This window comes from Nonomuraea turcica, from assembly GCF_030718205.1.
In the GTDB taxonomy this organism is placed as follows: domain Bacteria; phylum Actinomycetota; class Actinomycetes; order Streptosporangiales; family Streptosporangiaceae; genus Nonomuraea.
The window spans coordinates 1-22,406 of the sequence record NZ_JAUZQF010000040.1 but is presented as its reverse complement, the minus strand read 5'-3'; the positions used below and the strand labels follow the sequence as shown (position 1 = coordinate 22,406).

Sequence of the window (22,406 nt, the reverse complement as noted above, 5' to 3'; positions counted from 1 at the left end):
AGAGATGGCGCGCCTCACAGCTCTGGCAGGTGGCATCGCGGCAGCCCTGGTGCTGACCGCGTTACCGGTCGCGGCACACGAGCACCCGAGCGGGATCACCGACCTGGTGAGTCCGGCCGTGGTGCGCGTGGAAGCCGTGTCCCACGTGGAGATCACCCTGCTCGACCACCTCGGCGAGCTGAAGCACGTGGAGCGGTCCTATGACATCCCGTTCGGGTCGGGCACGGGGACCGTGGTCAACCCCGACGGGACGATGGTCGGGCTGCGGCGCTTCGCGGTGAACGACAACGATGTCGCGATCTACGCGGCCAACAAGATCTTCGCCGAGCACCACAAGGTGAAGCTCCCCGTCGACTACGAGAAGCACAAGCTCGCCGACGACCAGCTCAACCGCCATCTGCAGGCCTGTTATCCGCCCAAGAGCGACACCGCCACCTGCATCATCAACGTCACCCCCGACATCACGGCCTTCCCCAACGTCTCGCCGGCCAGCACCGAAGGTTTCAAGGTCAAGTGCATCAAGGCGGGCTCTGACCCCGACAGCCCAGCCGTGCTGGTGCCGGTCACGCCGGTCGCCGGCGGCGTCGGCATGCCGACCGCGCCGCTCGCCGACAAGGTGCCGGACCAGGTGGGCGCGCCCACCAACATCGCCGGTTTCCTCGGCCGGCCGGGCCCGAACGTCCAGCACACCGTCGAGATCGCCCACCTGAGCAAGGGAGGCGGGGCAGGCGAGAGCGGCAGGCCGTTCGCCGACCCCGAGAAGAAGGTGGACGAGCCGGTCAAGCTGGGCGCCCTGGCCGACAAGGGCCTGGTGGGCGCGCCGGTGATCGGTGACAAGAACGGCCACGTCGTCGGCCTGCTCGTCGGCGGCGGCAAGGAAGGCAAGATGATCGGGGTCAGGGAGATCACCGGCATCCTGTCCCAAGCCAAGGTGGTGCCGCGCCGGGGCCCGATCGACACGGCGTTCGAGGCGGCGCTGACCCGCTACCACACGAAGTACTACACCGACGCCGCGCCCGGCTTCCAGCGCGTGCTCGAGCTCTACCCCGGCAACGTGGTGGCCGCGGGGCTGCTGAAGACCTCACTGGCCAAGCGGGGCGGCCCTGAGGACCAGGGCACCAAGCGGGCGGCGGCCGAGCCGACCGGGTCCACGCCACTGTGGCCGTTCATCGTGGCGGCGGCGATACTTTTCCTGGCCGCCGGCGGCGGAGCGTATTTGTTGTGGCGCCGCCGCACTCCGGCTCAATCGACAGCACTGCCACAGCCGCTGGCGGCCGGTCCACCGCTCGACCTCGACGACGGAGCCAACCAGACCGTGGTCGTCCGGCGGTCCCAGTCGTTCCACGTGGCCCCACAGCAGCAGCAGGTGATGACGGCGCCCGATTCGGCGATCAAATACTGCACGTCGTGCGGCATGAGGCTCGGACAGGCGCATCGATTCTGCGGCTACTGCGGTCACCCCATCGAGACGTGATGCAATTGAACGAAAGATCGCTCATCGGCCAGGAGGTGGCCGGGTATTACATCGAGGACATCGTCGGCAAAGGCGGCATGGCCGTCGTCTACCTGGCGCTCGACCCCCGGTTGAGCCGCCGCGTGGCGCTGAAGATCCTCAACCCGGTGCTCAGCGTCGACGACCGGTTCAGGCAGCGGTTCATCCTGGAGTCCAGGACGGTCGCCAGCATCGAGCATCCCAACATCATCCCGATCTACGAGGCCAACGCCGACGCCGACGGCGTGCTCTACATCGCCATGCGCTACGTCGACGGCCTCGACCTGCGCCGCCTCATCTACGACCGGGGACCGCTGCCGATCGGCCCGGCCAACCAGCTCTTCGCGCAGGTGGCCGCCGCGCTCGACGCCGCCCACGCGCACGACCTGATCCATCGCGACGTCAAACCGGCCAACATCCTGCTGGCCGACAACCACGTCTACCTGACCGACTTCGGCATCACCAAGCACCGCTCGTCGATCTCCGGGCTGACCCAGACCGACCAGTTCATCGGCACGCCCCGCTACATGTCGCCCGAGCAGATCAACAAGGAGCACATCGACGGCCGGTGCGACCAGTACGCGCTGGCCTGCGTGGTCTACGAGGCGCTGTCGGCGCGACTGCCGTTCCAGCGCGAGAACGACATCGCGCTGCTGTGGGCGCACCTGGCCGAGCAGCCCACGCCGCTGTCCCAGCTGCGGCCCGACCTGCCGCCGCAGATCGACGCCGTGATGAACCGCGCCCTGGCCAAGTCGCCCGAGCAGCGTTACACGACCTGCACCGAGTTCGTCTCGGCGCTGCGCGACGCCGTCAGCGGGCACGCGCCCGACGACCTCGCCGGTGGGGCCTACTCCATCCCGCGTCCCGGCGGCAGCCCGCACTCCGGGCCGCACCCCGTGCCCGGCTCGGGCCCCGGGTCGGGTCCTCATTCCCTGCCGCATGCGGGACCGTCGTCCGGACCCCATGCCGGGGCCCCGCTCGCGGCCCCGCTCCCGCAGGCCGCCGCGGGCAGGGCGGCGGCGCCGCCCGCGCCGCCCACCCACCCCACCGGGCCGCACAAGCGCCCGGGCCGTGTCCCGATCGTGGCCACCACGCTGGTCGCCGCCGTCGCCGCGCTCGCGCTGGTCGCGTTGATCATCATGAACCACCGGGGTGACACCTGGTCCCGCTACCAGACCAGCACCGCCGCCCCGCTGACGTTCGAGTATCCGGGCGACTGGACGGCACGTACGCACCGCGACCTGTTCGCGGTGGCCTCGCCGCACGCCACGGAGTTCGAGGCCCTGTTCGTGGCCGGCCCCGGCGCCGACTGGTCGAAGGTCTCGCAGATCGTCAGCGACGACCCCGAGGCGGCGTCCGGCGTGTACGTCCAGACCTCCGACACCCTCGACCCCGCCGGCGACTCCGAGCAGATGAAGGCCAAGATGGAGGTCCTGCTGCCGGGCGAGGTCGATGTCGGCAAGCCCGTGCAGGATCAGGCCGGCAACAGCCCCGCCACCCGCTTCGACGGCTCGCTGCGCGATCCCGCGACCGGCACCAGGCTGGGCTTCGTGAGCTACGTGATCGACCGCCAGCCCAAGACGATGCTCGTGATGTACTTCTGCGCCAAGGCCACCTGCGACGACGCCACCCAGACCCGCATCAGGCAGAGCGTCCACGTGTCGTGACTTGTAACTCACTTGTGCCCGGCTTGGCCTGGGTATTCAAGGCAGGCGCCGGGCGTCTACCCTCCGCCTTGTGGGCATTCGCATAGTCATCGCCGACGACCAAGCGATGGTCAGGGCCGGGTTACGCATGGTCGTCGATAGCGACCCCGGCATGGAAGTCGTCGGCGAGGCCGCCGACGGGCGCGAGGCCGTCGCCGTGGCCCGGCGCACGCGTCCGGACATCGTCCTCATGGACATCTCGATGCCCAGGCTCGACGGGCTGTCCGCGGCGAAGGAGCTGCTCGACACACCGTCGCCGCCCAAGGTCATCACCTTGACCACGTTCGACACCGACGAGAACCTCTACGCCGCGCTGCGCGCCGGCACCAGCGGCTTCCTGCTGAAGGTGTCGCCACCGGAGCAGCTGCTCGAGGCGATCAAGGTGGTGCACGCCGGTGACGCGCTGCTCGACCCGGCCGTGACCAGCCGGGTGATCGCCTCGTTCGCCGGCCGGGCCGACCCGGCACCCTCGCCCATGCTGGCCGAGCTGACGCCGCGTGAGCTGGAGGTGCTGCGGCTGCTCGCCCGCGGCCTGACCAACGCGGAGATCGCCAGGGATCTGTACGTGGGGGAGGCGACGGTCAAGACGCACGTGGCGCGGGTGCTCATGAAGCTCTCCCTGCGCGATCGGGCTCAGGCGGTGGTGTTCGCGTACGAGACCGGCGTCGTCCGGCCCGGTGCCGCCTGAGGTTTGGCGAGGCATGCGGTAGTTATGTGTATATTTTCCTGCATAAGGCGGTAGATGCAGGAGATATTTCATGCGAGCGTTCCCTCGAGTGTTGTTCGACGAAGCCCACAGCGAGTCGTGGACCATCCGGCGCGAGGTGGCCGAGGCCATCAATCCCGCGCATCCCGACGACAACAGCTATGCCCGCGCGGCCGGGCTGCTGCGGCACCTGGGGCACACGGTGGTCGCTCACTCGTCGGGGCCGCTCGACGCCGCGGTCCTTTCCGATCAGGACGTCGTGGTGATCGCGCACCCCTCGGGGGAGCGATGGGAGCGCACCACCGGGCAGGGTAGCCCGGTGTTCTCCGCCGCCGAGCTGGACGCCGTCGAGGCGTACGTGGCCGCGGGCGGCGGGCTGGTGGTGCTGGCCGAGGAAGAGCAGGACAAGTACGGCAACAACGTGCGTGAGCTGCTCGGGCGGTTCGGGGTCGGGGTGGAGCACACCACCGTGCGCGACCCGAGGCACGCGCACCGGGACGTGGCCACCTGGGTGCTCGCCACGCGCGCCACCACGGACGGGCTGCTCGCGGGCGTCAAGACCGCCTGCTTCTACCGGACCGGCGTCCTGACCCTCGCGCCCGCCGCCGGGACCGCTGGCACGCCTTCGTCCGTCGGGGGCGCCACCGCGGCGGACGCGACCGTGTTGTTCACGACCTCGCCCACCGCCGATCCGGCCGGTGCGCCGCTGGCCGTGGCCGTACGGCACGGCCGGGGCCGCGTGGTCGTGTTCGCCGACTCCGACCTGTTCGGCGACGACTCCCTTGACGACTACGACCACCGCAGGCTCTGGGCGAACGTGATCACCTGGGCCGCCCGCGTCCCGGTGGGCGACGAGGCGGCGGGGACGCGCGACGAGGCCAAGGCAGCCCTGTTCGCCCGGCTCAAGGCCGCCGTCGAGCAGCTCAGGCCGCTCCAGGTCAAGGACGGCTCGGTGCCGGAGGAGTCCAAGGAACGCGCCAAGGCGCTGGTAGGCGAGATCGCCGGCCACGTAAGCGAAATATCGCCGTATTTCCCGCACGATGCCGCGTACCTCGAGGCCGTGCGCCATGACCTGGCGAAGTGGGCCGGCGAGGGACTCGGCGTGCCCGACTTCCTCGACTCGCTCGATCGCTTCCACCCCGACACCCAGCGGGTGGACGGTCTGGAGCACGTCGTGGTGTTCCCCATGTACACCCAGAACGGCAACACCAACCGCAACCTGGAGGCCGTCTGGATCCGTACGATCTGGCCGGACTGGCTGGCCAGGCTGGAGGCGAACGGCTACGACAACCCGATGTTCGTGCCGATCGCGTTCGAGGACTTCACCTCCGGCTACGACACGCACTCGGCCGTGTTGTTCCCCGAGACGGTGGCGGTGCGCCAGGCGCCGGCCCGCTTCACCTGGGGCGGCATCTTCGCCGACCGCGAGGCCGCCAGGTTCAGGCGGGTGTCCGCGGCGGCCGCGCAGACGCTCAAGCTGGACCTGCCGCCGGACGCCGCCAGGCTGCTGGACTCGCAGCAGCTCGCGCAGGACACGTTCGTGTTGTGGGACCTGGTCCACGACCGCACGCACAGCCACGGGGACCTGCCGTTCGACCCGTTCATGATCAAACAGCGGATGCCGTACTGGCTGTACTCGCTGGAGGAGCTGCGCTGCGACCTGACCGCGTTCGGCGAGGCGGTGAAGCTGGAGCAGCAGGGGGTGCCGCACGCCCGGTACGTGCAGCACGCGATCCTGTTCGACCGGCTGTTCAGGTTCCCGATCAGCGGGGAGCGGGTGCGGAACTACGACGGGCTCGGCGGGCAGCTGCTCTTCGCCTACCTGCACCGCAACGATGTCGTGCGGTGGACCGACAACCGGCTGTCGATCGACTGGGAGCGGGTCGCGGACGGGGTGGCCGACCTGCGGGGCGAGGTGGAGAAGCTCTACCGGGACAGCATCGACCGGTCCAAGCTGGCGCACTGGCTGGCGGCGTACGAGCTGGTGAGCTCCTACGTGGCGCCGCACCCGGGCTCGACCTGGGCCAAGGGGATCGAGGCGCTGCCCGAGGAGCAGAAGGCCAAGGTGGACGCGGTGCTGCCGGACGAGTTCCCGCTGAGCATGTTCTACGAGGCACTGCGCCGTAAGCTGGGCGAAGTCGTCGAATCGACCAAGGGACTCCGAGCATGATCATTCTGGTTACCGGGGCTGGAGGGCCCACAGGTGAGGCCGTTTCCGGATTTTTCCGGAAAAATGGCCACACCGTGATCGGTGTCGACAAGGACGACGTCGACCTGCTCGACCGCGCGGCCGTACAGAGCCTGGCGGAGCGGATCGACCGCGAGCACGGCCGGGTGGACGGCGTGGTGCACCTGGTCGGCGGGTGGCGCGGGGCGAGCACGTTCGCCGAGACCGACCTCGAGGACTGGGACGTCCTGCACGACCTGCTGATCCGTACGCTCCAGCACGTGTCGCTGGCCTTCGAGCCGCTGCTGCGCCGCAGCGACAACGGCCGCTTCGTGATCGTCTCCGCCAAGGCGGCCGAACGGCCGACCGCCGGCGGCGCCGTTTACTCTGCGGCCAAGGCTGCGGCGGAGGCGTGGACGCTGTCGCTCGCCGACGCCCTGTCCGGCACGGACAGCGCAGCGGTGATCCTCGTCGTCAAGGCCCTGGTCAACGACGCCATGCGGGCCGCCAAACCGGACGGGCGCTTCCCCGGTTTCACCGACGTCAACGACCTCGCGGCGGCGATCGGCGGCCTGTACGACCGCCCGGCCGCCGAGCTCAACGGCACCCGATTGGACCTCACTTCTTGATTCCCCGGCACGACCCCCAGCACAAGGCGTTCGCCAGCGACAACTACGCGGGCGTGCACCCCGAGATCCTCCAGGCCATCGCGACCGCCAACGGCGGCCACCAGATCTCCTACGGCGACGACGTGTACACCGAGGCTCTGCAGGACGTCTTCCGGCAGCACTTCGGCGAGCAGGCGCAGGCGTGGCCCGTCTTCAACGGCACGGCCGCGAACGTCGTCTCCCTGCGCGCCATGACCGCGCACTGGGAGGCGGTCATCTGCGCCGAGAGCGCCCACATCAACACCGACGAGGGCGGCGCCCCCGAGGTTGCCGGGGGCATCAAGCTCCTGACCGTCCCCACACCCGACGGCAAGCTGACGCCCGAGCTGATCGACCGGCAGGCGTGGGGCTTCGGCGACGTACACCGAGCCCAGCCACGGGTGGTGTCCATCTCGAACACCACCGAGCTGGGCACCCTCTACACACCCGGCGAGATCGCCGCCATCTGCGCGCACGCCCACGAGCTCGGCCTGCTGGTCCACCTCGACGGCTCCCGCCTGACGAACGCGGCGGCGGCGCTGGACGTGCCGATGCGGGCGCTCACCACGGACGCCGGCGTGGACGTGCTGTCCTTCGGCGGCACCAAGATCGGGCTCCTGTACGGCGAGGCCGTGGTCGTGCTGAACCCCTCGGCCGCGACCGGCGTGGACTACATCCGCAAGACGTTCATGCAGCTGTCGTCGAAAATGCGCTTCGTGTCGGCCCAGTTCGAGGCCCTGCTGTCGGGAGATCTGTGGCTGCGGAACGCGCGCCGGGCCAACGCCATGGGGCGGCGCCTGGCCGAGGCCGTGCGCGACATCCCCGGCGTCACGCTGCCCCGGCCCGTGGAGGCCAACGCCGTTTTCGCCGTCCTGCCCAGGGACGTGACGGAGCGGCTGCAGAAGCGGTTCCGGTTCTACACGTGGAACGAGGCGACGGGGGAGGTGCGGTGGATGTGCGCCTTCGACACGACGGAGGCCGACGTGGACGCCTTCGCCGCCGCCATCGCCGAGGAGATGCAGGCCGCCGGCTCCTGACGCCACCCGCCCCGGCTCGCGTCGACCTGGCCCGGCCTTGAGCGCTGCATGGCTCGCGCTGCTCGCGCCGCGCTGCTCGCGCCGCGCACGTGGCGTCGCGCATCTCGCGTATTTCACCTGGCGTCGCGCTGCTCGCGTCGCGCTGCTCGCGTCGCGCTGCTCGCGTCGCGCTGCTCGCGTCGCGCTGCTCGCGTCGCGCTGCTCGCGTCGCGCTGCTCGCGTCGCGCTGCTCGCGTCGCGCTGCTCGCGCCGCGCTGCTCGCGTCGCGCTGCTCGCGCCGCGCTGCTCGCGCCGCGCTGCTCGCGCCGCGCTGCTCGCGCCGCGCTGCTCGCGCCGCGCTGCTCGCCCCGCGCTGCTCGCGCCGCGCTGCTCGCCCCGCGCACGTGGCGCGCACGTGGCGTCGCGCATCTCGCGTATTTCACCCGTCGTCGCGCAGCTCGTGTCGCGCACCTGGCGTCGCGCAGCTCGTGTCGCGCACCTGGCGTCGCGCAACTGGCGCCGTCCACCTCGCGCCGCACCCTCCCATGGCGCACTTCGCGTGGCGCACCTGGGTCGCACACCTGGTGTCGCGCACCTGGCGCGGCGCTGGCGCAACTGCCGTGCCGCAACTGCCGTGCCGCAACTGGCGTGCCGCAACTGGCGTGCCGCAACTGGCGTGCCGCAACTGGCGTGCCGCAACTGGCGTGGCGCAACTGGCGTGGCGCACCTCGTGTCGTGCACCTCCCACCGCACCACCTCCAGCCGCACCGGCGCAAGGCGCGGAGGTACGTGTCGTGCGCGGCTGGGGTGCCGTTTGCGGTGCTCCGCTGCGTGTCGTGCGTGGGGGAACCGGCGGAGGGCGCGATCCCGGCACCCGGCGGAGTGCGCGCTACCCGGGGCCGGGAAGCGTCACGGCGTGCGAGGGCGGAGGGCCAGGCGGGCGGCCTGCCAGCCGCCCATTCCGTGCGCCCCGGCCCCCGGCGGCGTTGAGGCCGAGCACAGGAACACTCCGGGAAGCGGCGTGCGCCACGGGGCGGGGGACCACACAGGGCGGCGCAGGAACTGGGTCAGGCTCGCCAGCCCACCCCCGATGTCGCCCCCCACCAGGTTCGGATTGGCCGCTTCCAAATCCGCCGGCCCCATCGTGTGCCTGGCCAGCACACGGTCACGGAACCCCGGCGCAAACCGCTCGATCTGCGTCTCGATGGCGTCCGTCATGTCCACCGCCGACCCGTTGGGAACGTGGCAGTACGCCCAGAGCGTGTGCCCGCCCCTGGTCGGGTCGGCCGCGTACGGCTGGACGAGGAGCACGTACGGACGCGGCGAATGCCGCCCCGCCGCCGTCTCCGCCTCGCTGAGCGCGATCTCCTCCAGCGTCCCGCCCAGGTGCACCGTGCCCGCGCCCGCCACCGCCGGTTCCCGCCACGGCACGGGCCCGTCCAGCGCCCAGTCCACCTTGAACACCCCGGGCCCGTAGCGGAAGCGTTCGAGCCGCCGGCGGTAGCCCGCAGGCAGGTCGGCCATGGCGATGAGCTGCCGGGGTGTCACGTCGAGCACCACGGTCGGCGCGGACAGCTCGGCCAGGCGGCGCACCCGGTGCCCGGCGACCGCCTCCCCGCCCAGCGCTCTGAGCTCGGCCACGAGGGCGTCGGCCAGCACCTGGGACCCGCCCCGCACCAGCGGCCAGCCCACCAGGTGAGCCAGAGACGCCAGCATCAGGCCGTATCCGGCGGTGATGGGGGAGCGCAGGTCGAGCATGGCATGCGCGGCCATGCCCGCGATCAGCGCGCGCGCTTCCACGGTGCGGAAGGCCCGCCGCGCGAACGTCGTGGCGGGCAGCGCGCCCGCGAGCCCGAATCTGGCCGCCTGCGCGAACGCCCGCGGCGGCACGTGCCACGGCCCCAAGGGCTCGAGCAGCAGATCCACCAGCGGAAGCCCGGCTCGCGCCGCCGCGCCGGCGGTGGCCAGCCACGCGCCCGCGTCCCGCCCGAGCGCCTCGGCGGTGCGGCGCGGGTCGCGGTGCACGAGCACGGCGGGACGGTCGTCCAGCGGATGGGCCGCGGGCACCGCGGGATGGACGAACTCCACCCCCCTGAGGGACTCGCCCCCCTTGCGAAACGCGCCGCCTTCGAGGCCGAGCCGGCGGAACGCCGGCGAGGCCAGCGCCATCGCCATGACGGTCGCCCCGAAGTCGTGCACCCGCCCCGGCAGGGTCAGCTCGCCGGAGCGCAGCCCGCCGCCGAACCGTTCGGCCGCCTCCAGCAGCAGCACCTTGCGTCCGGCACGGGCCAGCGTGACCGCGGCGACCAGCCCGTTGGGCCCAGAGCCGACGACGATCGCGTCGGCGTCCATCACTGAGGTTGGAGTATCGACGGATAAGGCTGGGCGCCACGCTGGCGCAGCATGTCCGTCATGAGCTTGATCTCGCCGCTCTGCCCCTGGACGATCTTCTGCGCCATGCTGACGACCTCCGGCCGGGTGGACAGCTTGAGCAAGCCCTCGGCCATCTCCACGCCGCCCTCGTGATGGCGGATCATCAACTGCAGGAAGAGGATCTCGGCCTGCGTGCCCTGCGCTTGCTTGAGCTTGGTCAGCTCCTCGGGCGTGGCCATGCCGGGCATGGTGCCGGGCGCCGCCGTGGCGCCGCCGTGCCCGTGGCCGCTCATCCAGGCCATCGGCCGCTGGTCGCTCGCCTGGCCCAGCTCCCACTGCTGCAGCCAGCCGAGGAACATGCCACGCTGGTTGGCCTGGGTGTTGATGATGTCGAAGGCCAGATTCCTGACTTCCTTGGCGGGGCCCTTGTCCCTGATCGTGAACGCCATGTCCACGGCCTGCGCGTGGTGCGCGGCCATGTCGCGGGCGAATCCGGCCTCGGGCGAGGAGTCGCCCGGCGTGCCCGCTCGGCCGAACAGCAGAAATGCGGCTGCGGCGAGCACCAGCACGCCGCAGACGACAAGGAGTGGATTCCTGACGGGCTTTTTCATGGCTCGTCCAGCGTACCCACCTGCACGCGCGCCCGTGATCGCACGCTTACACCGGTCTTATTCTCCGCATACGGCCGGAGGGCATAAGGTGACCCCTGTTGGTACGCCGATGGAGGAACGATGACGAAGGAGAAGGCGCAGGCAAGGCGCGAGCATCTGCAGCAGATGCGGGCCGAGCAGAAGCGCAAACAACGCCGCGCCGCGCTGCTCATGTGGGGAACGGGCGGGCTGATCATCGTGTTGCTCGTCGGCGTGGTCGGCTATTACCTGATCGACCAGGCTCGGAAGACCTCGCTGGACGCCGTGGCCAACTACAAGTACGAGGCCGGCCAGCACGTGTGGAACGCCGTCACCTACAAGGAGACCCCGCCGGTGGGTGGCGAGCACAACAACTACTGGCAGCAGTGCGCGATCTACGACAAGCCGATCCACCCGGAGCACGCCGTGCACTCGATGGAGCACGGCGCCTCCTGGATCACCTACCGGCCCGACCTGCCCAAGGCGCAGGTCGACAAGCTGAAGGAAGTGGCCGCGTCCACGGGCAACCAGGAATACATGCTGATGAGCCCGTTCCCCAACCTGCCCGCACCGATCGTCGTGTCATCATGGGGTCACCAGCTCAAGCTGAACAGCCCGGACGACCCGAAGCTCGGGGCGTTCATCAAGCGCTACCAGAACGGCGCTGACACGCCGGAGCCGGGCGCCACGTGCGGCGGCGCCGACGCCATCACGACCACGGCCGACCAGGCTCCGCTGCCGCCCGAGCCCACGGGCCAGCAGCAGCAGCCGACGGGGACCGCCTCCCCGTCGCCGAGCCAGTCCCAGCAGTAGCGGAGCCCGCGGTGCCGGGTGTCAGCCCAGCACCGCCTCCGACGGCGTCCACTCCAGCCCGTGCGCCTCGGCCACGGGCTGGCTGGTCAGATGGCCCTCGTGGCTGCTCAGACCGAGCGCGAGCGCCGCGTCCTCGCGCATGGCCTGCCGCCAGCCCAGGTTGGCCATGGCCAGCGCGTACGGCAACGTGACGTTCGTCAGCGCGAACGTCGAGGTGTGCGGCACGGCCCCCGGCATGTTGGCCACGCAGTAGAAGATCGAGTCGTGCACCCGGTACGTCGGCTCCCCGTGCGTGGTCGGCCGCGAGTCCGCGAAGCAGCCGCCCTGGTCGATCGAGATGTCCACCAGCACCGAGCCCGGCTTCATCCGGCTGACCAGGTCGTTGCTCACCAGCTCGGGCGCCTTGGCGCCGGGCACCAGCACCGCGCCGATGACCAGGTCCGCCTCCAGGACCGCACGCTCGATCTCCAGCATGTTGGAGGCGACCGTCTGCAGGTGCCCCTGGTAGATCATGTCCGCCTGGCGCAGTTTGTCGATGTTCTTGTCGAGCAGCAGCACCTCGGCCTGCATGCCGAGGGCGATGGCGGCGGCGTTCATGCCGGACACGCCGGCCCCGATGACCACGACGCGCGCCGCGTGCACGCCGGAGACGCCGCCCATCAGCACGCCCCTGCCGCCCGCCGAGCGCATCAGGTGGTAGGCCCCCACCTGCGGCGCCAGCCGGCCCGCCACCTCGGACATGGGCGCGAGCAGCGGCAGCGCGCCGTCCGGGGTCTGCACGGTCTCGTACGCGACCGCGGTGCAGCCCGAGTCGAGCAGCGCCCGCGTGCACGCTTGGGAAGCGGCCAGATGCAGATACGTGAAGAGCACCTGCCCCTTGCGCAGCCGGTGGTACTCCTCCGGCATCGGCTCCTTTACCTTCATGATCAGGTCGCTCGCGCCCCACACCTCGTCGGCCGTGGGCACGATGACGGCGCCAGCCGCGGCGTAGTAGGAGTCGGGGATCGACGACCCTTCGCCGGCCCCCCGCTCGACGTAGACCTGATGGTCGTGGCGCACCAGCTCGTTCACCCCCGCTGGGGTGAGCGCCACCCGATATTCGCTGTTCTTGACTTCTAGAGGAACGCCGATCTTCATGGAACAACTCCCGTCCATTCGGGATCCTTCTTTCATTCTTCCTCCACAGGGGCGGTTGAACGGGGATGCTCCGGCTGATTACCTCGGTAAGGCCTGTCCTCGATAGGCTCACCGGCAGCCCGAACATCAGGATGGGAAACGTCATCGATGGACAAGCCGGAAGAGCCGCCACTCGCGGACCCGGGGGAGCCGAAGGCCAGCAGACTCACCACCATCGTGTTGATCGTCTCGCTGGTCCTCGTCGTGCTCGTCGCAGGCGTGGCCGGCACGGTCGCCGTGCTGATGACGCAAAATCCCGACACGCCGCTGTTAGGCGGCACGCCGCCGCACCGCCTGCCCGTGCCCATCCACTTCGCCCCGGTCAGGGAGACCAAGCCCGCGCCGTGCCCGGGCGATCCGGCCGTGCTGGACGAGCCGCAGAAGACCTGCTACCTGCTGGAGGACGGCGTCACCGTCGGCGCCGTCCAGCAGATCGAGCCGGTGCGCGAGAAGGACGGCCAATACTCCGTGCGCATCGCGATCGCGCCGGCGTTCAAGGAGCGGCTGGTCCAGCTCATCGACGAGTTGGTGGCCGAGCAGCGACAGGTGGCGGTCGTGCTGGCGCCCGAGCAACCCGACCAGCCCAAGATCGTGCTGGCCGCGCCCATCGTCACCCAGAGCATGGACGGCGACAGCATGAGCATCGCCGGGTACACCGAGGCTGAGGCCCGCGCGCTGTCCTCCCGTCTGCTCGGCCCGGTGGCGAGCGGCACCCCCGCGCCCACTGACTCCCTCGGCAGCAGCGCGCCGGCCACGCCCCCCGGCACGACCGGGACAAGCGGGACGACCGGCACCACGGGGACCCCTGGCACCACAGGGAGCACCGGTGGCACGGGGACGAACCCCGGCGTGACGAACCCCGCGACCAACGCCGGCCGCACCCCCGGCCGCCGCTACGCCACCTGCAAGGAGGCCGTGGCGGCCGGCTACGGCCCCTACCACAAGGGCACGCACGAGGAATACTCGTGGTACCCCGACGTCGACAACAACGGCACGGCCTGCAACTCCGCGGACATCCGCTAGTCGAAGAGCCGCTCAAGCCAGTCGATCCCGAAGTACGCCAGGAAGATCGCCGACACGATCCACAACAACCACGGGATCTCGGCGAACTTCCCCTTGACGGCCTTGATGAGCGTATAGACGATCACACCGGCGCCGACGCCGTTCGTGATCGAGTAGGTGAACGGCATCAGCGCGATCGTCAGGAACGCCGGCACGGCGAGCTCGACGTCGTCCCATGGCACGTTCTTGCTTTGCATCATCATCAGCGCCCCGACCAGCACCAGCGCGGGCGCCGCCGCGGCGGCGGGCACCACCGCGGCCAGCGGCGTGAACAGCAGCGTCAGCCCCAGCAGCGCCCCGGTCGCCACACTGGCGAGGCCCGTCCGCGCCCCCTCGCCGACGCCGGCGGCCGACTCCACGAAGACGGTGTTCGCCGAGGAGCTCACCACGCCGCCTACCACGCCGCCGACGCCGTCCACCGTCAGGACCCGGCCCAGCCGCGGCACGCGCCCCTGCCGGTCCACGAGCCCGGCTTCGTCGCTGACACCGATGATCGTGCCCATCGCGTCGAAGAACCCGGACAACACCAGGGTGAACAGCACCACTCCCGCCGTCAGCGCCCCCGCCCTGGCGAACCCGCCGAACACGTCGAACTCGCCGACCAGCCCGAACTGCGGCGCGGCGACCAGCGACTCGGGCACCCGCGGCGTGACCACGCCCCACGATCTGGGATCGATCGTGGCCAGCGCGTTCACCAGGATGGACAGGGCCGCGGTGACCACGATGCTGATGAGGATGGCGCCAGGGATCCGCCGCGCGAACAGGGCGATCATCAGCAGCAGGCCGACGCAGAACATCGTGACCGGCCAGCCCGTCAGGTGCCCGGTCGTGCCGAGCTGCACGGGCGTGGCCGCGCCCGCCGCCACGAAGCCGGCGTCGACCAGCCCGATGAGCGCGATGAACAGGCCGATGCCCACGCTGATGGCGTGCTTGAGCGCCAGCGGGATCGCGTTCATGATCAGGGTGCGCAGGCCGGTCACGGCCAGCACGATGATCACCAGGCCTTCGAGCACCACCAGCCCCATGGCCTCGGCCCACGTCATGTGCGGCGCGGCCTGGTAGGCGACCACCGCGTTCAGCCCCAGCCCGGCCGCCAGGCCGAAGGGCGCGTTGCCGATGAAGGCCATGAGCAGCGTGGTCACGGCCGCGGCCAGCGCGGTGGAGGTGGTCAGCTCGGCGATGGAGAGCCGAGCCCCCGTGACGTCCTTCGCGCCGGCCAGGATGATCGGGTTGAGCAGGATGATGTAGGCCATGGCCACGAACGTGGTGATCCCGCCACGCACCTCGCGGCCGACGGTGGTCCCCCGCCCGGTCAGCTCGAAGAATCGGTCGAGCACGCCATCCCCCTCGACGATCAGGGGGAGTGCCGGACCACCTACCCGGCGGGGGACAAGATCACGCTTTCTCGTGCCGCCCGTGGCCGACGAGACCGACGAACTCCTCGAGCCCGATCGTGCCGTCGCCGTCGCGGTCGGCGGACTTGATGAACGCCTCGACTTCGCTCTCGGACACGCCCTGCCCGCCCAGCGCCTCGTTGGCCTGGCGGATCTCGGCCGCGGTCAGCAGGCCGTCGCCGTCGGCGTCGAAACGCCGGAATTCCGCCTCGGCCGCCTCACGTGCGCTTGCCATCGGATACCTCCCCGTTGTTAGACCCCTTTACCGAACAGGGCGATATCTTCCGGCCTGATCGGAACACGCGTCAACCTGAGCCCCGTCGCCGCCCGCACCGCCGCGGCGATGGCGGGCGTGGAGGACAACGTCGGGGGCTCGCCCGCGCCACGCAGCCCGTACGGAGCTGCAGGGTCAGGATTTTCCAGGATTTTCAGCTGCATGGGCGGCATGTCGAGAATGGTGGGGATGAGGTAGTCGGTGAACGACGGGTTCAGCACCTGCCCGTCGCGCATCTGGATCTCCTCCATCAGCGCCAGCCCGAGGCCCTGCGCGCTCCCGCCATGGATCTGCCCCTCCAGCGCCAGCGGGTTCAGTATCCGCCCGACGTCCTGCACGGCCGCCAGCTCCACCACCTTGACCAGCCCGAGCTCCACGTCCACGTCCACCACGGCCCGGTGCACGCACAGCGCCAGCTGCGTGTGCGAGTCGCCCTGCCCGGTGCGCGGATCCATCCGGTACGTGGGCCGGTGCCGGTACTCGCGGGTCTCCTCGATCGGCCCGAACCTCTCCAGCGCCTCCCGCGCCGGCAGCCCCTTGAACCGCTCGCGCACGGCCTCGCAGGCGGCCTTCACCGCGCCGCCGGTGACGTACGACTGCCGCGACGCCGACGACGAGCCCGCCGAGCCCACCTGCGTGTCGGCGGTGGCCACGGTGACGTGGTCGACGCCCAGCTCGGTGCGCGCGATCTGGGCCTGGATCGTCACCAGGCCCTGGCCTACCTCGGCTGCGGCCGTGTGCACGGTGACGTGCGGCTCGCCGCCCACCAGCTCGGCACGCACCCGGGCCGTGGAGTAGTCGTCGAAGCCCTCGGAGAAGCAGATGTTCTTGATGCCGACGCCGTACCCGACTCCGCGCCGCACCGACTCGCCGTGCGTGGTCTGGGAGACGCCGCCGGGCAACCCCCGCAGGTCCCGATCCTGGGCGTCGGCGGGCAGCGGCATGGCCTCCAGATCACGCAGCATCTCAGCGAGCGGGGCCGGCGAGTCGATCAGCTGGCCGGTGATGAGCAGCGAGCCCTGGGAGACGGCGTTGCGCACCCGGATCTCCACCGGCGACAGCCCGCACGCCTCGGCCAGGCGGTCCATCTGCGACTCGTAGGCGTAACAGGCCTGCACCGCGCCGAAGCCCCGCATCGCGCCGCACGGCGGGTTGTTGGTGTAGACGCCGGTGGCGTCCACGTGCACGTTCGGCACCTCGTACGGGCCCACCCCCAGCGACGCGGCGTTGCCCACCACGGCGGGCGAGGAGGAGCAGTACGCGCCGCCGTCCAGCAGGATGTCGGCCTTGACGTAGACGAGCCGGCCGTCGCGGGTGGCGCCGTGCTCGTAGCGCATCCTGGCCGGGTGGCGGTGCACGTGGCCGAAGAACGACTCCTCACGGCCGTAGACCATCTTCACGGGGCGGTCCAGGCGCAGCGCCAGCATGCAGGCGTGCACCTGCATCGATAGGTCCTCGCGGGCGCCGAACGCGCCGCCCACGCCGGACAGCGTCAGGCGCACCTTGTCCTGAGGCAGGCCGAGGCAGGGGGCGAGCTGGTCGCGGTCCACGTGCAGCCACTGTGTGGCGATGTACAGATCGACGCCGCCGTCCTCGGCAGGGACCGCCAGCCCGGCTTCCGGGCCGAGGAAGGCCTGGTCCTGCATGCCGACCTCGTACTCGCCGGTGACCACGACCTCGGCCTCGAACGTGTCGCCCACCCGCACCGGCTGGTACCGCACGATCTCCTGGGACTCGCGGGGGTCGGTGACGGCCTGGCGGACCTCGTACTCCACCACGATCGCCGCGGCCGCCCTGCGGGCCGTCTCCGGATGGTCGGCCGCCACGATCGCCACCGGCTCGCCCTGGTAGCGGACCTGGTCGATGGCCAGCACCGGCTGGTCCTTGTGCTCCAGCCCGTAGAACTTCGCGCCCGGCACGTCCTCGTGCGTCAGCACGGTGAACACGCCGGGGATCTTCAGCGCGGGGCCCACGTCGATCGAGCGGATCCACGCCGACGGATGCGGGCTGCGCAACGTCGCCCCCCAGGCCATGCCGTCGATCCACAGGTCGGAGGCGAAGGCGAACTCGCCGCTCACCTTCAGCGCCGCGTCAGGACGCCGCGCGCTCTCACCGACACCGTGTCGCGTCGTGTACGCCGTCTCCGTCATCCTCCGAGTAGAGCACCGCCGCCCGTCCCGGTCCTATGCACGCGACGTGAAATCCATGTCAAAGCACGTAACATGCGGCTTGTATATTCCTCCAAGTGCGTATCAGTGACCTGCTGGCCATCGACGATCTGCGGCTGACGCTGCTCACCGGCGACCCCGATCGCGAGTTCAGCACGGTCCACATCACCGACCTGCCCGAGCCGGGGCGCTACCTGTCGGGTGGGGAACTGGTGCTGACCGGGCTCATGTGGCGGCACACGCCGGAGGACTCCTCCAGGTTCGTGGCCGCGCTGGCCGAGGCCGGCGTCGCCGCCCTGGGCGCGGGCGCGGCCTGGCTGGGCCACGTGCCCGGCGACCTGGTGGACGCGTGCAGGGCCGCCGGCCTGCCGCTGATCGAGGTGCCGACCGAGGTCTCCTTCCGCACGCTGACCGAGCTGGTCGTGCCCCGGCTGTCCGGCGACGTACGCGACGCGCTCGGACGCCACCGCAGGCTGGTCGCGGCCATCGCCGAGGGCGCCGACCTGCGCGAGCTGTTCGAACTGACCGCCGCCGAGCTCGGCGTCACCGGCGCCGTCCTGTCCGCCTCCGGCGGGATGATCGTCGGCTCGGTCCAGGATCCCGTGGGGCTGGCCAGGGCATACCTGACGGCGCCACGGCTGCCCGCCCTGGTCGCCGGCAGCACCATCTTCGCGGTCGGGCGCGGGCACCGCGCTGCGGGCTGGATCCTGGCCTGCGACGGCGACCTGATCGGCCGCGCCGACCTCGGCTACGAGCTGGCCGCCTGCGTCGGGCTCGAACGCAGCCGCATGGAGGAGGGCCGCAGGGTCGAGCGCCGCCTGGCCGAGCAACTCATCGTGGCCGCGCTCGCCGACGCCGACGTGGCCGAGCTCAACGCCAGGCTGCGCACGTGCGGGATCGACGCGGCGGAGCCGTACGCGATCGTGAACGCCACCGCGCCCCGCCCTGGAGCCACCCGCGGACCCGACCCCGCCACACTCGGCGGCCAGATCGTCGAGGAACTGCTCGGCCGCGAGGTCGTGGCGGCGGCCGGCGCCGACGGCGCGGTCGCCGTGGTGCCGCTGCGCGGACGCACCACGGCGGAGCTGGCCGACCGGCTGCGTGCCGGGGCTGAGGTGCTGGCCGTGCTGCCGGACGCTCGCGTCTGCGCGGGGCTGAGCGGCGCCCTCACCGGGCCCGCCGCGATCAAGGGCGGCGTGGAGGAGGCCGGGCACGCCCGGCGGCTGGCCGAGGCCCGCGCCGGCGGGGTGGTGACCAGCGACGAGATCTACACGCACGCCCTGCTGCTGGCCACGGTGCCGGGCGACGTGCGCCGCTCGTTCGCGGCCCGGCTGCTGTCGCCGCTGCTCGCCTACGACCGCAGGCACCAGTCCGAGCTGGTGCGCACGCTCGGCGTCTTCCTCGACTGTGCAGGCTCATGGAACGCCTGCGCCGAGCAGCTCCACGTCCACGTCAACACCGTGCGTTACCGCATCCGCAGAATCGAGGAGCTCACCGGCAGAAACCTGTCCACCATGGCCGACCGCGTGGACTTCTTCCTGGCCCTCAGAGACACGGGTCTGCCGCGATAACCGCATTACAGATCGCCGAAAAACATACGGATGCGTGACCGGATGATAACGTTGCGTGCATGCCCTCCCCCCGGCACGACGCCCTCAACCGGCTCATCCGCGACCATCTCGACCTGCCCATCCGCCTGCTGCGCGAGGTCGGCGGGATCGCATTGCCGACCGACGCCCCGCTGTGGGTGGGGCCGGGAGACCTGCGGGACCGCATCTCCAGGGAGATGCATGCCGACACCGTCGTATTCGGCGGCCCGCCCCAGGACCGATGGTTTTCCACCATCGTCGAGGTCGAGACCGAAATGTCGGAGCAGAAGTTGCAGCAGACCGTCGAGGCGGCCGAAATGCTGCGCCTGGAGACCCGCAAACCGGTCTACGTCATCTTTATCACGCCCGATCCCGGCGCGGCGCGCTTCACCGAGCGGGTGGAGATCAGCAGCGGCTGCCTGACCATCACCATGCAATCGGTGATCGTCGGGCCCGACCGCATCCCCGTCCTGACCGACTCGAAGCAGATGGCCGCGGACCTGCTGACGGCGGCGCTGTCAGTAATGGCTCACGGCCACCTGCAGGAGGTCGCCGAGGCATTCATCAAGCTTCTCACCGACTTGCCGGCCGATGACGCGGCGTCGCTGTTTGGCTACACTATCGACATGGCCGCGCCGCAGGCCCGCCGGCTTCTGGAGGAAACCGTGACGATCTACATCCCCGAGCACAGCCCCTGGGCCCAGAACCTGTACCGCAAGGGCCAGGCAGCAGGTCTGGAAGAAGGCCTGCAAGAAGGCGAGCACAGAGGCCGCGCCGCAGGAGAGGCGGCCTCTGTGCTGTCCGTTCTGCGCTTCCGTGGCATCGACGTTCCCCTCGACCGGCACCAGCAGATCACCACCTGCACCGACCTTGCCCTCCTGGAGGTCTGGCTGCGGCGCGCTCTCGAAGCCACGCACATCGACGACCTTTTTGACGACGGTTCGGAGAGCGTGGTGGGGGAGTAGCGCATCGCAGGCCATCGACGTTCTCCGTGGGCGGGCATCGTACTCGCCGAGGATGGCCTGACAGGGTCATGCCTGCTTCGTCCAGCACGCGCAGGCTGTCCTGCTTGCTGGTCGGGTTCGATCACCCTGGCCAGCACCAGCTGCCGGAACACCTCATCACCCTCGGACGCGGCGTCGAACCCGAGCGCGGCATAGGCGCGGGACAGGGCATCCCACAGATGTTCCATCCGAGAGCTGGCGATCTCCAGCGGCCCGCCCGCGGCCGGGCCGTCATCCAGCCCGAGATCCAGCTCTTGCTGCCCAGTAGCCAGCCGCTGACGCGCGATGGCCTTGAGCGTCTCCAGCTCGGCGTCGTCGTGCGCGGATCCGATGTGCTCGATCTTCCGCGACCCGCGGCGCGAGGAGTACACGATCTGCACCGCGCGGGCACCTGAGGCCGTTTTCACCGTCCGCACGTACGGAGACACGGCCTACAGGGTAGAGATGCGGCCGGTTTAGTGCGCACTTTTCGCCATCCTCGACGGCGAAGCCCAAGGTGAGCGCCCTACGCCTCGAATTCGATCTTGAACGTGAGCCAAGTCAGGACAAAACACACCGAGCCTGCGCGTCATGCTCAGCCCGGCAACCCCGGACCCCGCGCGATGTGAGGATGCAGAAATGACGCACCCCGAGCGGGCACTCCCCGCAGAAAACCAATGGGATCTGATGGTCGAGCACGGGCACGGTCTCCAGAACGGATTCCACGGCCTCTGGGTCGAGAGCGATGATCCTTTAGAACTGTCCCGGCTGCTCCGGGTGGATCCGGACTCGCGCCTGGACTGCGATCTGGAAACCGCCATTGAGGTGTACGGACGCATACCGGAGCGGGCCGCTGTGTGGATCGGCCCGCACGCCCCCGGCTGGACACATGTCCTCGTCTTCGGCCTGCATCCGTACCATCCCGCCATCCGAAACCTTGGAAAGCGACGTGTTTTCGAGATCTTCTGCCGCGAAGAGCTGGGCGAGCTCGAACCCCTGAACCTCTACTACGACGGAGAACAGCTCGGAGACGTCACCCCGCCGTACAACGAAGGCGGCGATATGGATCTCCCTGAGTACATGCCGTACACCCCTGGACTGGAGCTCGGCGAGACGAGGAACCTCAAGCGGGATATGCATTTTATGGTGTGCATGGTGGGCCGGATATCCGGCCGCTTCCTCAATCGGGAGTGGTTCGCGTCCAACCGATCCTTTTGCCGGATTCCGGACGGGTTGTGGGGAGTTCTCTGACTCAGATGCAGGTGGACAGGCGCCGATCATGAAGGAAGGCAGCCCGTAATCCACCCAGGAGGGGCATCTCGCGGGATGCCCCTCCTCCCGAGAGGCAGCCATGCAGTCACCGACCTACCTGCACGAGCTTCTGGTCTCGACCTTCGTCACCGAGGGGCTCGATCATGACCCGGACCTGTGGTCGCTGGGGTTCAGCACCATTGGGATCAAGGGCGCGGATCTCGGCGTTCTCGCCCAAGCCTTCTCCTTGGACCTCACCACCCGCACCCCGTGCCACCTGAGCGAGATCCTCGACCACCACATCCACGACGGATTCCTCTGGGTGGCCGAGGCCGGAGGCTGGATCGGCATCATGCCGGCACGTTCTGACGACGCGTTCCTGCTGTTGCTCACCGAAGGAGGCCGTCAGGCCCTCACCCTCAGCATGAACATCAGTGGCCACGACCACTTCAAATACGCCCAGGACGGGCGCATGGTCGCCTCCTTCATCCGTCTCCGGCCCGACCCGATGCACGGCGACGACCCGCACGCGCTTGATCATCTGATGGACGGGCTGCGCTTTCAGATCAGCGGTGACGACGTTTTCGAAAATCGCGTGGAGGAGAACGAGAGCATCAGCTCGGCCCTGGCGCTGATCGGACGCAGCACGGAAACTGACATCGCCACCGACTGCTTCCAGGGCGCAGCACTCGCGCATCGGCACCAGCACTACCTGACGGTTCGTACTTGGGCTTGCGGCTCCGTGCAGGTGGTCGACGCTGTGGTTGCTATACAGCGGGACGCACTGCAATGCTGCCGCACGTACCCAACCTGGTCGCGGGTTGGTCGCCGGTTAGGCCGTGTTTCAAAAGGGTCTTTGAGGGCTTGCGGCGTGGCGGTCATCGATAAACGACGAGGCCTCCGGTAGTTGGTTCAACGACCAAGAAGAGCCAAGTACCGGAGACCTCGTGGCCAGCGTAG

General features: G+C 70.0%; 19 protein-coding genes and 1 pseudogene. 12 read left to right on the top strand and 8 right to left on the bottom strand.

Annotated elements, in window-relative coordinates; genetic code table 11:
- Positions 1-4 precede the first annotated feature (4 nt).
- From Q9G87_RS54925 to Q9G87_RS54900, 6 genes are all read left to right on the top strand, one after another.
- Complete coding sequence (locus Q9G87_RS54925; RefSeq protein WP_305924668.1) at positions 5-1,474, top strand: zinc ribbon domain-containing protein; 1,470 nt, start codon at positions 5-7, stop codon at positions 1,472-1,474.
- Positions 1,474-3,159 (top strand): serine/threonine protein kinase, encoded by a 1,686-nt coding sequence (locus tag Q9G87_RS54920; RefSeq protein WP_305924667.1) that lies wholly within the window; start codon positions 1,474-1,476, stop codon positions 3,157-3,159. Before Q9G87_RS54925 ends, Q9G87_RS54920 begins: the two co-directional genes overlap by 1 nt.
- A gap of 70 nt (positions 3,160-3,229) precedes the next feature.
- The gene (locus Q9G87_RS54915) at positions 3,230-3,886 is read left to right on the top strand and encodes a response regulator (RefSeq protein WP_305924666.1); all 657 of its coding nucleotides are present in this window, start codon (positions 3,230-3,232) and stop codon (positions 3,884-3,886) included.
- Positions 3,887-3,956: 70 nt separating this feature from the next.
- Positions 3,957-6,074: a DUF6421 family protein gene (locus Q9G87_RS54910; RefSeq protein ID WP_305924665.1), complete on the top strand. Its 2,118-nt coding sequence runs from the start codon at positions 3,957-3,959 to the stop codon at positions 6,072-6,074.
- The gene (locus tag Q9G87_RS54905; RefSeq protein WP_305924664.1) at positions 6,071-6,700 is read left to right on the top strand and encodes an SDR family NAD(P)-dependent oxidoreductase; all 630 of its coding nucleotides are present in this window, start codon (positions 6,071-6,073) and stop codon (positions 6,698-6,700) included. The genes Q9G87_RS54910 and Q9G87_RS54905 overlap by 4 nt, the downstream gene beginning before the upstream one ends.
- Positions 6,697-7,755 carry a threonine aldolase family protein gene (locus Q9G87_RS54900; protein ID WP_305924663.1) on the top strand — a complete coding sequence of 353 codons (1,059 nt, stop codon included), beginning with the start codon at positions 6,697-6,699 and terminating at the stop codon, positions 7,753-7,755. The genes Q9G87_RS54905 and Q9G87_RS54900 overlap by 4 nt, the downstream gene beginning before the upstream one ends.
- A 113-nt stretch (positions 7,756-7,868) precedes the next feature.
- Here the strand turns inward: Q9G87_RS54900 and Q9G87_RS54895 are convergent, their stop codons facing one another.
- The 3 genes from Q9G87_RS54895 to Q9G87_RS54885 all read right to left on the bottom strand — a co-directional run bounded on the left by Q9G87_RS54895 (position 7,869) and on the right by Q9G87_RS54885 (position 10,718).
- On the bottom strand, positions 7,869-8,177 hold the full coding sequence (locus tag Q9G87_RS54895; RefSeq protein WP_305924662.1) for a hypothetical protein: 309 nt from the start codon (positions 8,175-8,177) through the stop codon (positions 7,869-7,871).
- A 466-nt stretch (positions 8,178-8,643) separates the two neighbouring features.
- Positions 8,644-10,086, bottom strand: coding sequence for a phytoene desaturase family protein (locus Q9G87_RS54890; protein ID WP_305924661.1), 1,443 nt, complete (start codon positions 10,084-10,086; stop codon positions 8,644-8,646).
- The gene (locus tag Q9G87_RS54885; protein WP_305924660.1) at positions 10,086-10,718 is read right to left on the bottom strand and encodes a DUF305 domain-containing protein; all 633 of its coding nucleotides are present in this window, start codon (positions 10,716-10,718) and stop codon (positions 10,086-10,088) included. The genes Q9G87_RS54890 and Q9G87_RS54885 overlap by 1 nt, the downstream gene beginning before the upstream one ends.
- 120 nt (positions 10,719-10,838) lie before the next feature.
- Here Q9G87_RS54885 and Q9G87_RS54880 point away from each other — a divergent pair, with 120 nt between their 5' ends.
- Positions 10,839-11,549: a DUF3105 domain-containing protein gene (locus Q9G87_RS54880; protein WP_305924659.1), complete on the top strand. Its 711-nt coding sequence runs from the start codon at positions 10,839-10,841 to the stop codon at positions 11,547-11,549.
- Positions 11,550-11,570: 21 nt separating this feature from the next.
- Here Q9G87_RS54880 and ald read toward each other — a convergent pair whose 3' ends face one another.
- Positions 11,571-12,686, bottom strand: a complete 1,116-nt coding sequence (gene ald / locus Q9G87_RS54875; RefSeq protein WP_305924658.1) for an alanine dehydrogenase — start codon at positions 12,684-12,686, stop codon at positions 11,571-11,573.
- 147 nt (positions 12,687-12,833) lie between these two features.
- On the opposite strand from ald, the gene Q9G87_RS54870 reads away from it, so the two are divergent.
- The gene (locus Q9G87_RS54870; protein ID WP_305924657.1) at positions 12,834-13,748 is read left to right on the top strand and encodes an excalibur calcium-binding domain-containing protein; all 915 of its coding nucleotides are present in this window, start codon (positions 12,834-12,836) and stop codon (positions 13,746-13,748) included.
- On the opposite strand, the gene Q9G87_RS54865 is transcribed toward Q9G87_RS54870, so the two are convergent.
- Genes Q9G87_RS54865 through Q9G87_RS54855 form a run of 3 tightly spaced genes read right to left on the bottom strand, consistent with a single transcriptional unit; the run spans position 13,745 to position 17,605 of the window.
- Positions 13,745-15,124, bottom strand: coding sequence for an NCS2 family permease (locus Q9G87_RS54865; RefSeq protein WP_305924656.1), 1,380 nt, complete (start codon positions 15,122-15,124; stop codon positions 13,745-13,747). The two genes, Q9G87_RS54870 and Q9G87_RS54865, sit on opposite strands and share 4 nt — an antisense overlap.
- A gap of 58 nt (positions 15,125-15,182) precedes the next feature.
- Entirely contained in the window at positions 15,183-15,416 is a 234-nt protein-coding gene (locus Q9G87_RS54860; RefSeq protein WP_305924655.1) for an EF-hand domain-containing protein, read from the bottom strand.
- Positions 15,417-15,433: 17 nt separating this feature from the next.
- Positions 15,434-17,605, bottom strand: a complete 2,172-nt coding sequence (locus tag Q9G87_RS54855; protein ID WP_305924654.1) for a molybdopterin cofactor-binding domain-containing protein — start codon at positions 17,603-17,605, stop codon at positions 15,434-15,436.
- 95 nt (positions 17,606-17,700) lie between these two features.
- On the opposite strand from Q9G87_RS54855, the gene Q9G87_RS54850 reads away from it, so the two are divergent.
- Together Q9G87_RS54850 and Q9G87_RS54845 are read left to right on the top strand one after the other, a co-directional pair.
- Positions 17,701-19,194 (top strand): helix-turn-helix domain-containing protein, encoded by a 1,494-nt coding sequence (locus Q9G87_RS54850; RefSeq protein ID WP_305924653.1) that lies wholly within the window; start codon positions 17,701-17,703, stop codon positions 19,192-19,194.
- A gap of 59 nt (positions 19,195-19,253) precedes the next feature.
- Positions 19,254-20,177, top strand: a complete 924-nt coding sequence (locus tag Q9G87_RS54845) for an RpnC/YadD family protein (RefSeq protein WP_305924652.1) — start codon at positions 19,254-19,256, stop codon at positions 20,175-20,177.
- A gap of 67 nt (positions 20,178-20,244) precedes the next feature.
- Here the strand turns inward: Q9G87_RS54845 and Q9G87_RS61145 are convergent.
- Positions 20,245-20,644, bottom strand: a pseudogene (locus Q9G87_RS61145) (IS1634 family transposase); the annotation flags it as partial.
- 190 nt (positions 20,645-20,834) lie between these two features.
- Between Q9G87_RS61145 and Q9G87_RS54835 the strand changes: the two are divergent.
- Entirely contained in the window at positions 20,835-21,446 is a 612-nt protein-coding gene (locus tag Q9G87_RS54835) for a hypothetical protein (protein ID WP_305924650.1), read from the top strand.
- A gap of 100 nt (positions 21,447-21,546) precedes the next feature.
- Entirely contained in the window at positions 21,547-22,353 is an 807-nt protein-coding gene (locus tag Q9G87_RS54830; RefSeq protein ID WP_305924649.1) for a DUF6461 domain-containing protein, read from the top strand.
- Positions 22,354-22,406: the final 53 nt, after the last annotated feature.